The organism is Viridibacillus sp. KH_047 (genome assembly GCF_057838945.1).
In genome coordinates this window covers 787007-799490 of the sequence record NZ_CM174479.1, presented here as the reverse complement: position 1 = coordinate 799490, position 12484 = coordinate 787007, and the positions used below count along the sequence as shown (strand labels likewise).

Here is a 12484-nt window from a genome sequence, read left to right as displayed (position 1 = left end):
CGTTTTTCAAGTAAAAAATATTTAAAATTATAAAAAAATTTCAAGGTGATAAAAAATGAAACCAATTGACAACGACTTAACACCCTTTTACCGCCATGCAACAGAACATGCTTCTGTTGGCATCCATGCAGTAAATGCCCAAGGGCAAACGATTATTTATAACGATAAAATGAAAGATATTGAGGGTTTGAATTTGAAGGATGTTATAGACCGTTCTATTTTAGAACTCTTTCAATTTGAGCAAGAGGAAAGTACGTTACTTCAAGTTCTACAAACTGGCGAAAAAGTACTTAATGTAAAACAAACCTATTGGAATCATAATGGTCAGGAAATTACGACGATTAATGATACATTTCCTGTTTTTGAAAATGATGCACTAATTGGGGCCATTGAGTTTGCTCGTGATATTACTACACTTGAGAAGCTCGTTTACCAACCGCTACGACGTTACGGAGAGCCTATTACTTTTTCAAGTATTACCGCTGTTTCTCCACCTATGAAGGCAGTTATTCAAACAGCCGAAAAAGCTGCAACAGCACGACTTCCTGTACTTTTAATTGGGGAATCTGGTACTGGCAAAGACTTAATTGCTGAAGGTATCCATCATAATTTAGATCCTGTGAATCAACATTTCATCACAATTTTCTGTCAGCGCTCAGATTCAGCCATTTTAGAAAAACTATATGAAAGTACGAATTCACTTCAAAATTGCACGATATTCTGCGAACGTATTGAATTTTTATCTTTAACGTTACAGGAAAAGTTATTACAGCTATTAGAAGAGAACCATATGAAAAACCATATGTTTATCGCTAGTATTGGTGGAGATCCAATAGATTTAATTGCTTCAGGACAACTGTTAAAAGAACTCTATTACTTTTTCGCATCCGTCACGATTAATGTGCCTCCACTCCATTCAAGAAGAGAAGATATTAAACCATTTATAGAGAACTTCCTGAAACGCCATCGTCAACGTTTCGGTTCTCATATTCAAGGCTTGTCTAGTGAGGTCAATGAACTTTTCCATCTATATGATTGGCCGGGCAATTTAAAGGAATTAGAAATTCTGCTTGAGGAAATTGTCTCAATGGTAACGACAGAGGAATTGATCACATTTGAAATGCTGCCACTCCATTTTAAATGGAAGGTACAAGCATTGCGGGACTCTTCTCACGATGCATCCTATTTTGTCGTACAAAATACGAAGGAACTACTACCGCTTGATGAGTATTTACGTGAGGCAGAAGAATATTATTTGCAAAAAGCATTGAATATGTATGAAGGAAATATCACGAAAACAGCCAATGCACTTGGGATGAGCAGACAAAATTTACAATACCGTATTCGAAAAATGAAGAAATAAAAAAAGGGTTCACATTAATGTGAACCCTTTTCAATTAACCTTTTATACCTGATTGTTCAATCCAATCTTGTAACTTTTCTTTTAATGAATTGAAACCAACTGCATCTTTTTCGTCGACACGCGCTTGTAAAGATTTTCTTGGCGCGTTTTCTTTGCGTTTCATTGGGGGGCGTTCCTGCAGTGCACGAATAGATAAGCTGATTTTGCTCGCATTTTCATCGATTTCAAGTACCTTTACTTGTACTTCCTGACCAACCGATAAAAGATCTGCAATGTTTTTTACGAAGCCGTACGTAATTTCAGAAATATGCACAAGTCCTTGGGTATTTTCGTCAAGAGCAACGAAAGCACCATAGGGTTGTATTCCTGTTATCTTACCAGTTAACACATCTCCTACTACATATTTATCTGCCATAAGCCCTTCCTACCTTCTGTAGCTATATATACACTATATTCATGTTAAATTATAACATAGCGGTATAGTACGGGCAAAAAATCACTTTGTTGGATTTAATGGGATACGCCAACCATTTTCTTCTTTAATTAGTCTGAACTCACTTACATTAAGTAAATCTATCTCATCTTCGTTCTTCCTAACAATGCGAGCAACACCCTGTACATCCTCATCTCTTGCGGTTTCAAGCTGAACAAAAGTCATTCTCTCAAATGTTTCACTTAGACGAGTATTTTTCCTAAAATATTCATCGGACGACATCTCCCTAAATTCTTCCTTTGAAGGCACTCCATACTTCTCTCCTTTTAGGAAAAGTTCATAAACAGTATCATAATCTCTCATCATCAAACTGTAATAGTATAATCCAACAACTTCAAGTGCTTTAGCATCCTTTAATACAGCCTGATTATGAGTCTCTGAAAATAATTTATAATACGAATGGATACGGGATTCAAAATCAATGCCTATCGTTTCCTCAATCTCTGAATAACCCGCATCAGAAGTACTTATAAATGACTCATAAAGTGAATTATTGACTGCATCCTCAATATCACTAAATTGGAGGTTCCCCCAATGCTTTGATACAGTCCAATTTGACGCTTCAAACTCATCCACAATTGGCTTTAAATAAACTAGTGTTGGAGAAAATTCTGGACCATTCTCTAATAAATTTAACCAAGCATCTCGATATTCCTTATTCACTTTACCGGTATCCATAACGGGATTACTATTTGAACCTTTTAATAATGAGTATACCGCATTCGCATAATCACCTTTTAACTCATCAAAGAAAGATAATTGTTGATCCGCTAAACTCCATGTTTTTTCTATTGTATTTAATAAAAAAAACGTTTCATCAATTGAATGAACTAAATCGCCACCATAAGTAAAAGGTTTTCCATGCAAAATCGTAAAATAATCTAGTAGGCGCGCCGTGACTTTATCCTCCAGCTTCGCAGTCGTTACGTCTGAATTAAAACCAAAAACCACATTGTTGTACACGATTTTCAAACCCAAATTTTGAATCTCTGCACTATCGATAGCATTTTGCAAAATCTGCGGAAGTTTATCCTTGTTCATGAATAGCGTCTTCGACTCTAGATTACCGTCTTCTCTTACAAAATCTAAATCTTCGCTATGCTCCATAAATAAATTATCGTAGTAATTAATAAGGTCTCTAGAACGTTCGTAATATTCAGAGATATACATCCTTGCTTCCGTATCTGTAAGTGTTGTTTCATTAGCCATTGTTGTATATAGCAATTGTTGAGGTAGCTGAATACTTCTCATAGCTTCCTTGTAATATTCATCTTTTTGATTTTTTGAATAAAGCATTTTCCTGTCTTCATCTTTCGATAGTTTTTTATAAAAGTCATACCTTGAATCGGCCGAGTTTACAAAACCTAATTCTACATAATCTTTTTCCTTCATTTTCAAAAGCTTACGATTCTTTTCCCTTGCCACTGGATAATCTTTTTCTATGTCTTTAAATACCTCTGCAAAAGTATATTTTCCGTCACTTCCTTGTTGCATTTGTTTATCATTTTCAAATAAGAAGGTAGATCCTAAAATACTCAATAGAAAAATACTTGCGATACTGATAGCCCAAACAGTCAGTTTTTGTCTATTTTCCCTTGGCTTTTTTATATGTTTTATAGTTTGGAATTGTTGATTTTCACTTTCAATTTCACTAACTATTTTTTCTAATTGAAATTGCGAAGGCACCTTGTCATAGGATTTTTTCAGTAGTTTCATACGATCTTCAAATTGTTTATCGTCCACTATTGGCACCTCCGATCTTTGATAACTCCCTTTTCAACTGCTCTTTAGCACGCAGAAGACGCGTCTTGACTGATGATAGCGATATATTTAATACATCTGCTATTTGTTCGTATGTTAGTTCATGAAAGTAATAGAGCACGATAGGATGGCGGTATTTTTCATCAAGTTGCAAAATAGCTTTATGTAATTCCTGGTCCTCTTCAAAGACTAGAATCCGTTCTTCAGCTGAAGGTGTATATGTATGTTTCGAGCTGTTTTGTGTCAATCTATGTTCCTTGGCCACTTCACGCGTTTCCTTGCGATAATAATCGCGTGTTGCATTTAAGGTGATTTTATATAGCCAAGTTGTGAATTTCTCCTGATTAAATTGGTGCAAAAAGCGGTATAGCTTTATAAATACTTCTTGAGTAACATCTGGTATGTCATGTGTATGGACTCCACACTGAAAAGCAAACTTTTCAACAGTTCTATGATGGAGCTGCATAAGTAAACTATATGATTCTAAATCACCACTTTGCGCTTTAGCGATTAGTTCCTTATCTAGCATTGTTCCCCCTCGCTCTCTGTTGTTCTGTTGGTGATACGATAGAACTTTCAATTTTGTTTCACAAAATCCTATACTTTTTTCTAATTGATTGAGGTAGAATAAAACAATCCTTACTAAAAGGAGGACATAAAAAGTGTCAAATAGGGATCAATTTGCGTCAAAGATAGGATTTATTTTAGCGGCAGCTGGTAGCGCCATCGGTTTAGGGGCTATTTGGAAGTTTCCGTATATGGCTGGTACTAATGGCGGTAGTGTTTTTATATTGCTATTTATTATATGTACATTAATTATTGGGTTACCAATATTAGTGGCTGAATTTATGATTGGACGACGTGGACAAACAGATGCTGTTTCCTCATTTAAAAAACAAGCTCCAGGTACACGTTGGTTTTTAACTGGTTGGGCAGGTTTTATATTTTCTGCTATTATCTTATCCTTCTACAGTGTTGTTGGTGGATGGATATTAAGTTATATTGTTCGTGCAATTTCTTTTGGATTATCTGGTAGTGGTGAAGATTATTATGGTGAGCTTTTTGCCTCTATCACATCTAATCCTTGGGAAGTTGTCATTGCCCAAGCTGTGTTCTTATTCCTTACTGTCTGGATTGTACAGGGTGGAGTGAAAAATGGAATTGAAAAAGCAAGTAAATGGATGATGCCATTACTATTTATTTTCTTTATCGTATTAGTTATACGTTCTTTAACATTAGATGGTGCAATTGAGGGCATTAAATTTATGTTCGTACCTGATTGGTCATATTTCACAGGTAAAACATTATTGATGGCTTTAGGACAAGCATTCTTCTCCTTAAGTGTTGGGGTTGCAGCTATGCTGACTTATGCTTCTTACTTATCAAAAGAAACGAAAATAGGTAGCTCAGCAATAAACGTTGCAGGGATGAATATCGGTATTTCACTGTTAGCGGGTTTAGTAATCTTCCCAGCAGTATTTGCGCTAGGTTACTCCCCCGATCAAGGTCCAGGGTTAGTGTTTATTATTATACCAGCTGTATTCCAGCAAATTCCTTTCGGTTCATTCTTTATGATCATTTTCTTTATCTTATTATTATTTGCGACAGTGACGTCTGCAATTGCTATGTTAGAAATTGTTGTAGCAACTGCGATGGGTCCAAAATATGATAAACGTAAGCAATATTCATGGCTATGCGGCTTTGGGATTTTCATTGTTGGTATTCCTAGTGCGTTATCTTTTGGTGTATTGTCCGAGATTAAAATTTTCGGTCTATCGATTTTTGATTCAGCTGATTTCCTTACGAATAATATTGGTATGCCAATAGGTGCATTACTTGTCGCTATTTTCGCAGGTTATAAAATTTCGAAAGCAGACGCTGCTGCTGAATTGAACACAAAAGATTGGATATTCAAAACTTGGCGTATTCTTGTTCGATTCGTCGCTCCAATTGCAATTATTATTGTCTTTATCCAAAGCGTGTTCTTTAGATAACGTCATTTTTCTGTCACTTACGTTAGAAATCTCTTCACTCAAGCCGTGTTATAATTTAATTATACTTATTGTAAACGATTTGAAAGGAGTGCTTTATTTATTATGATGAATCAAGATATTCATACTCAGCTTCGCCAACTTCGTGGTGAACGTAATATTTCACTCGAGGAATTATCTTTACAAGTTTGTGTTAGTGCAGAGAAACTAGGGCGCTATGAATCTGGAGAAGATATTCCTTCAAGAGAGACGATTTTCAAACTTTCAAATGCATTGGAAGTACCGTTGTCTAACTTAACGGACGGTTTACAATTTCATTAAGTAAAAAAAGCCTAATTGCTCGATTTTCATCGAACAATTAGGCTTTTTCTTTTTATACGATGCATTTGGCTTCGAATTTTACGGCTAATAGCTTATATGATATTCCGATACAGTCTTCGATAGGAATCCATCTTTCGAATGATTGCTCGTAAATTTCTTGAATTTTCTTACCTAGCACAGTTGGATCATCTATATGCTGTAATTCCGCTACGACATCGGCTGCTTCTGTATCATATGTGAAATTTTCCATTTTAAAAGGGTCCCACTCTGAAAGGATATGTACAGCCTTTCTATTCATTGCAATATTATCCATATTTTTTCACCTATTTACTTTTCATCTTTAATGGTTATGATAACATAGAAATAAAAAAAGAAAAGAGGGATATGCTTGAGTAGATTTGACCAAGTGATTAATAGACGAGATACAAACTCATTAAAATGGGATACGATGGAGGCAATTTACCAAATTGAAGATACATCAGATATCTTACCAATGTGGGTTGCAGATATGGATTTTGCTGCTCCTGAAGTAGTAACTAAAGCCATCCGTGAGCGTTTGGAACACCCTGTGCTAGGTTATTCAGTTGCAGATGATGCAACAACTGCAACGTTCGTCAATTGGGTTGAAAAGCGCCATAATTGGACAATTGAAAAGGATTGGGTTCTCTATCATAGTGGTGTTGTCCCTGCTATTGCATCAATTGTCGAAACTTATACAAAGCCTAAAGACAAGATTTTAATCACCCCGCCTGTTTATCCTCCATTTACTAATGTTCCGATTGCGTTAAAACGCGAGATGGAAGAGTGTGTAATGGTAGAAAAAGATGGTCATTATTTACTAGACTTTGAAGCATTTGAAAAAAGTGCAGCAAAAGAAGCAGTGAAGTTATTCATTTTATGTAACCCACACAATCCAGGGGGAATCGTCTGGAGTGTGGGCGATTTACGAGAGATGCTTCGAATTTGTGCAAAATATGATGTACTGATTTTGTCAGATGAAATTCACGCAGACTTAATACTTGATGGTCAAAAGCATATCCCTCTCGCTAAAATTGCTGGTGAAGAGGCTGCTCGTGTTATTACTTGTATGGCACCAACGAAAACATTTAACTTAGCAGGTGTACAAGTAGCTATGATGATTGTTTCTGACGATTCCATGCGAGATAAACTTCTACAAAATGCTGCTTCGCATGGTCAAATGGGACCTAACATCTTTGCTATTGATGCACTGAGAGCCGTATATACTGAAGGTGAAGAATGGTTAACTGAGTTATTGTCATATGTGTCAGCTAATATGGATCTTGTTATTGAGCAAATTCCTGCTGCAATTCCTGGTATTAAAATTGCAAAACCTCAAGGTACATACTTGTTATGGATTGACTACCGTGAAACTGGTTTAGAAGAACACGAAGTGATGGAACGCTTGTTACATACTGGGAAACTCGCTTTAGATCCAGGTTCTAAATACGGGGAATCAGGTCGCGGATTCGTTCGTATGAATGTAGCTTGTTCAAAAACAACTGTACAGGACGGCATAGAACGTTTTATAAAAGCATTTAAATAAGCAAAGAAAAACCAGTCGAATCTAATTCGACTGGTTTTGTTTTACGTCTTGTTGACGACTTTGAAGAATTTCTTCCTCTAGAATTTTTGTTTTAAGCTCTTGTTTTTTTGCCATTTTTTTAACTGTAAAAAACACAGTGACACATAGAACTAAAATAATTGCTAATTCAATTGCTGCTGGAAGATACTCTGATTTGTCTTCAGGAAAATAGAGAAACCCATTTAATACCCAAGTTTTCATCTGAGAACACTCCAATTATTATTTTTGAAGAACTTCGATTGATTGAATTGAAATATCTTCAAGTGGTTTGTCACGCATATCTTTTTCTACATCAGCCATTTTATCAACGATGTCCATACCTTCTACAACTTGACCGAATACAGTATGTTTGTGGTCTAACCAAGGTGTACCGCCGTTTTCTGTATATGCAGCGATAATTTCTTCTGGATAGCCAGCATCTTTCATTTGTCCGATCATGTTAGCAGGAACTGATGGCATTTGAACGATGAAGAATTGACTTCCATTTGTACCTGGACCAGCGTTAGCCATTGATAGAGCACCACGAATGTTGAATAAGTCATTTGAAAATTCATCTTCGAAAGTTGATCCATAAATGCTTTCTCCACCCATACCTGTACCAGTTGGGTCTCCACCTTGAATCATGAAGTCTTTAATAATACGGTGGAAAATGATGCCGTCATAATAACCATTTTCAGCGTGAGTTAAAAAGTTTTGAACTGTTTTAGGTGCATGCTCTGGGAATAATTTAATCTTGATTGAACCTAAAGTTGTTTTCATTTCTACTAATGCTTCGTTTGCTTGTACTTCAGTTGTTAATTGTGGATACATAATATACTCTCCTTTAAAATCGTGAATGTTTAGTTACCCTTGTTAACGGGAAAATAAAAGTAATTTTTAAAGTGGGGTTATCCCACCATCGCAACCTTAATAACTTCAACACTTTGAGGTTGCGTATACTACTTGGATACCTCGTCATAGTCTATCATAATTTACACTATTTTTCAGTTAAAAACTCTACCATTAGCATTTGAAGAGCTTCATTCAAAATTCATAATGCTTTATACTACGAATAGACCAAATAATACAGCGAAAGAAAGTGCTCATATGAACCCACAGCAAAAACGCAATTTTATCATTATCTGGTTTGCTAACTTGTTAGTTGCAGGAACAACTACTATGATTATGCCCTTTCTTTCATTATACATTGAAACGATGGGCAATTTCACCGAAAGTTATGTCCAAAAATGGGCAGGTTTAATCTTTGGTGCCACATTCGTGTCTGCTTTTTTAATGTCACCTATCTGGGGCCGAGTTGCAGATAAGTATGGTTATAAACCAATTTTAATTATTAATGGCTTTGGCATATCGATAAGTATTTTCTTTATGGGACATGTACAAAGTGTAGAACAGTTTTTCTTATTACGCTTATTCATGGGTATTGTAACGGGATTTATCCCGACATCTCTTGCGTTTATAAGTAGACAAACACCAAAAGAAGTTGCAGGGAAAACCCTAGGGACTCTACAAATGGGGAGTGTAACGGGAACACTTTTTGGTCCGGTTGTCGGTGGTTTGTTGGCAGATGAATTCGGTTTTCAGTATACATTTATTATTACTGCGATTTCCATCGCAACTGCCGCCCTACTTATCATATTCGGTGTCCGTGAAATCCAAAAAGTGAAAAAGAAAAATTCAATTGTATACTCTCGGATAGCAGTATTAAAAGGCATATTCCATCATCGATTATTATTTAACGTCATGATGATTACTAGTCTTATTCAAATCGGAAATTTCAGTATTCAGCCTTTACTTTCTCTTTATGTATCCGATTTAACAACTAGTGGGCAAGTGGCCTTTCTAGCTGGACTGACCTTTAGTGCTGCAGGCGTTGGGAACTTATTATTCGCAAGGTTCTGGGGTCGGCTTGGTGACCAAATAGGATATGAAAAAGTGTTAACAATACTTTTAGCAATAGCTGTTATTTTCATCATTCCACAAGCGTTTGTGACTTCACTTTGGCAATTGATGGGACTAAGATTGTTATTCGGTATTGCAGTTGGCGGTCTAATCCCTACTACTACGGCTCTAATACGTCGCGAAGCACCTATAGATATCCAAGGTGAAGTCATGGGCTATAATACAAGCTTTCGCTTCCTAGGAAATATTATTGGTCCAACATTTGGAGGAATCGTTAGTGGCTTTATCGGGATATCTTCTGTTTTCTACGTCACAGGTTTATTATTTTTAATAGCTTTCATTATATTAAAATGGACACGTAAATATCCAAAACAGCATTTAGAAGACATTTTGGAATCGTAAATTGGGATAGCATATTCTTATTAGATTACGGCTGAGAATTACTATATTTTTTTTACAGCCTTCTTGTAAAATGTGCTATTCTTTTTTATGAGCGTTTTCATTTCTTTAACCTTACTATACATACAGAAACGTTAAATTGAGGGGGGTATCATTGAGAAAAGTAGTTGGTAGTCTTATTATTATCCTCTGTATTCCTCTACTGTTTTTTCTATTCGATCAAATTTCAATAGAGAAGAATACAGCTAATACTTTGGATAAAAAATTCACATCTTCCATTCAGTTAGATGAGACAAACTCACTCATTCCAACTGTCTTAAGAGATCAAAATAGAGATACCTTTTCAGAGGAATATACGGAATGGCGCAAACCGATGAAACTTGCGGATATTCCAGAGTTTGTTCAAGAACTATTTTTATATAGTGAAGATGAGCATTTCTATGAACATATTGGCTTTGACTTGAGTGCCATTGCGCGTGCTATTGTTGCAAACTCATCAAGTGGTGAATCTTCGCAAGGTGGGAGTACCATCACACAGCAACTTGTTCGCATGCGTTATTTATCAGAGGAAAAATCTTATGAACGAAAAGTACTTGAAATTTTCTATTCATATGAGCTAGAAAGAAAAGCTTCTAAAGATGAAATATTAAATATGTATTTAAATGAAATGTACTTTAGTAATGGCGTTTATGGTATTGGTGGCGCATCAACTTATTACTTTCAACGCCCAGCAAATAAACTCACAAAAGCTGAGATGGCGTTTTTAGCTGCCATTCCAAATAACCCCTCTTTATATGACCCTATCAAACATTTTGATAATACGAAGAAAAGACAGGAACGCCTTATCAACAAATTAGTGGATAAGGAAATTCTAACAGCTAAACAAGGAAAGAAAATTAAAAAAGAAAAAATAACACTTTCTATTAAGCAGAAAAAACAGCTTTACCCTGCTTATAGTACGTACGTATTAAGTGAATTGCGATCATTAATCGCCGACAAAGAAGGATTTACACAGCAACTTAAAGCAGCTAAAACAACTGCCGAAAAAAGTGGCATTAATAATAAGCTGACAAATAGGGTTAATACTTTGCTAAATGATGGTCTGATAATCGATACTGCCCTATCTCCTATGAAGCAAACAGCAGATCAGAATGCAATCGATCAAGCCATTTCCTATACTCAAGATCTACAAGCAGCAGCCGTTGTTATTGATAATAACAATCGTGAAATTGTTAGTATTTATGGAGGTAAGGGGTATGAGAAATTTGATTATAATCGAGCATTTCAGGGAGTACGTCAGCCGGGCTCTGCATTTAAGCCCTTAATTGACTATGCACCTTATTTTGAAATCACATCAGCAACACCTAATACAATCGTGAGCGGTCAGCCTTTCTGTATTGGATCTTATTGCCCTCAAAACTATGGAGGGCAAGTGATTGGCAATGTAACTCTTCAACAAGGTTTCCGAAATAGTTACAATACTGTTGCTATGCGTTTGTTTCATCAAATTGGTGCTGACAAAGCATTCTCCTTCTTGAAGCCATTTCAATTTAATTCATTATCGAACGCTGATCACATCTATCCTGCCGCTATAGGTGGATTAACACATGGTGTTACGACATTAGAATTAGCTGATGCTTATACTAGCTTTATTAATGGGGATTACGAGCCGGTTCATGCTATTCGTCAAGTAAAAACTCGCGATGGTAAGCTTCGATATAAGTGGGAGCAAAAGCAAAAACAAGTTTGGTCACCTAGTACCATCCAGCATATGCGAACATTATTAACGGACGTTGTTCAAAATGGAACGGGAGTTGGTATTCATATTAACGCTCCCTATGTAGGTGCTAAAACAGGTACTACTAATGATTATCGTGATTATTGGCTTGCAGGCTTAACCGATCGCTATACTTCTGCAGTATGGATTGGATTTGACCGTCCTAGAAATATGTACTGGCTTGAAAACGCCAAAATTCACCATCGTATATTCTCTAATATTATGCAATAAATCAAAAAGCTGTCGAGGGTTAGTTATCCCTCTGACAGCTTTTTTTGTTCCCCACAATTAGATTGGTAAACTTGCTAAAATACCGTTATACAATTTAAAAATGACATAAACAATTAAAGTTATTAAGATACTCCAAAGTAAAATATCAAATATTAAAACACCAATCGTTGCACCTAACGTCATATGATTACTAATTTTATAAATGACATATATAAAGTATGTAAGAACAGTGAGTAAGAAAATAACCATTAATAACATGAACGATTGAATGCCAAAAGCAGAAGCTATGGCTCCAAAGAAGAAAATAACATTTCCCCCTCTTGCTTCAGCGACTGTTTTACCATCTATATCTTTTGAAAAAAACAGCATTGCTAATTCATGAATTGTCTCTCCAATCAACTTTAATGCAGAGAACAACATAAAATAGCAAAGTGCAAAAACAATTAATAAAAATACACGTAACTGTATTTCTGATAAAAACTCGCGCATACCTGTGTATACACCAATAGATTTGAAGACTTCAATGGATTCTGTTACTGTATACAATCCGAACGTTAAACTAAATAGTATGATCGTAATCAGCGGTAAATATCCATAAACATAAGGGTTTTTCATTTAAATTCCTCGATTATTTTATTATTTTCTT

At 35.8% G+C, this 12484-nt stretch carries 13 protein-coding genes; 6 read left to right on the top strand and 7 right to left on the bottom strand.

Annotated features, from left to right (window positions below):
• Positions 1 to 55 precede the first annotated feature (55 nt).
• Positions 56 to 1363 carry an AAA-type ATPase lid domain-containing protein gene (locus AC3IS5_RS04020; protein ID WP_489426670.1) on the top strand — a complete coding sequence of 436 codons (1308 nt, stop codon included), beginning with the start codon at positions 56 to 58 and terminating at the stop codon, positions 1361 to 1363.
• Positions 1364 to 1397: 34 nt separating this feature from the next.
• Here the strand turns inward: AC3IS5_RS04020 and yugI are convergent, their stop codons facing one another.
• From yugI to AC3IS5_RS04005, 3 genes are all read right to left on the bottom strand, one after another.
• Positions 1398 to 1778, bottom strand: coding sequence for a S1 domain-containing post-transcriptional regulator GSP13 (gene yugI / locus AC3IS5_RS04015; protein WP_489426669.1), 381 nt, complete (start codon positions 1776 to 1778; stop codon positions 1398 to 1400).
• An 81-nt stretch (positions 1779 to 1859) separates the two neighbouring features.
• A complete protein-coding gene (locus AC3IS5_RS04010) occupies positions 1860 to 3599 on the bottom strand; it encodes a hypothetical protein (RefSeq protein ID WP_489426668.1) in 1740 nt (579 codons plus the stop codon).
• A complete protein-coding gene (locus AC3IS5_RS04005) occupies positions 3589 to 4146 on the bottom strand; it encodes an RNA polymerase sigma factor (RefSeq protein WP_489426667.1) in 558 nt (185 codons plus the stop codon). The genes AC3IS5_RS04010 and AC3IS5_RS04005 overlap by 11 nt, the downstream gene beginning before the upstream one ends.
• A gap of 133 nt (positions 4147 to 4279) precedes the next feature.
• Here AC3IS5_RS04005 and AC3IS5_RS04000 point away from each other — a divergent pair, with 133 nt between their 5' ends.
• Both AC3IS5_RS04000 and AC3IS5_RS03995 read left to right on the top strand, forming a co-directional pair.
• On the top strand, positions 4280 to 5611 hold the full coding sequence (locus tag AC3IS5_RS04000) for a sodium-dependent transporter (protein ID WP_489426666.1): 1332 nt from the start codon (positions 4280 to 4282) through the stop codon (positions 5609 to 5611).
• A gap of 102 nt (positions 5612 to 5713) precedes the next feature.
• Positions 5714 to 5929, top strand: coding sequence for a helix-turn-helix domain-containing protein (locus AC3IS5_RS03995; protein ID WP_489426665.1), 216 nt, complete (start codon positions 5714 to 5716; stop codon positions 5927 to 5929).
• A 52-nt stretch (positions 5930 to 5981) separates the two neighbouring features.
• Here the strand turns inward: AC3IS5_RS03995 and AC3IS5_RS03990 are convergent, their stop codons facing one another.
• Complete coding sequence (locus tag AC3IS5_RS03990) at positions 5982 to 6242, bottom strand: DUF1871 family protein (RefSeq protein WP_489426664.1); 261 nt, start codon at positions 6240 to 6242, stop codon at positions 5982 to 5984.
• A gap of 75 nt (positions 6243 to 6317) precedes the next feature.
• On the opposite strand from AC3IS5_RS03990, the gene AC3IS5_RS03985 reads away from it, so the two are divergent.
• On the top strand, positions 6318 to 7493 hold the full coding sequence (locus tag AC3IS5_RS03985; RefSeq protein ID WP_489426663.1) for a MalY/PatB family protein: 1176 nt from the start codon (positions 6318 to 6320) through the stop codon (positions 7491 to 7493).
• 21 nt (positions 7494 to 7514) lie between these two features.
• On the opposite strand, the gene AC3IS5_RS03980 is transcribed toward AC3IS5_RS03985, so the two are convergent.
• Entirely contained in the window at positions 7515 to 7733 is a 219-nt protein-coding gene (locus AC3IS5_RS03980) for a hypothetical protein (RefSeq protein ID WP_489426662.1), read from the bottom strand.
• Between the two features lie 18 nt (positions 7734 to 7751).
• Positions 7752 to 8342, bottom strand: coding sequence for a peptidylprolyl isomerase (locus tag AC3IS5_RS03975; protein ID WP_193740827.1), 591 nt, complete (start codon positions 8340 to 8342; stop codon positions 7752 to 7754).
• Positions 8343 to 8618: 276 nt separating this feature from the next.
• Here AC3IS5_RS03975 and AC3IS5_RS03970 point away from each other — a divergent pair, with 276 nt between their 5' ends.
• Positions 8619 to 9833 carry an MFS transporter gene (locus tag AC3IS5_RS03970; protein WP_489426661.1) on the top strand — a complete coding sequence of 405 codons (1215 nt, stop codon included), beginning with the start codon at positions 8619 to 8621 and terminating at the stop codon, positions 9831 to 9833.
• Positions 9834 to 9984: 151 nt separating this feature from the next.
• Positions 9985 to 11838: a transglycosylase domain-containing protein gene (locus AC3IS5_RS03965; protein ID WP_489426660.1), complete on the top strand. Its 1854-nt coding sequence runs from the start codon at positions 9985 to 9987 to the stop codon at positions 11836 to 11838.
• 57 nt (positions 11839 to 11895) lie between these two features.
• Here the strand turns inward: AC3IS5_RS03965 and AC3IS5_RS03960 are convergent, their stop codons facing one another.
• On the bottom strand, positions 11896 to 12453 hold the full coding sequence (locus AC3IS5_RS03960; RefSeq protein ID WP_489426659.1) for a DUF5366 family protein: 558 nt from the start codon (positions 12451 to 12453) through the stop codon (positions 11896 to 11898).
• Between the last annotated feature and the right edge of the window lie 31 nt (positions 12454 to 12484).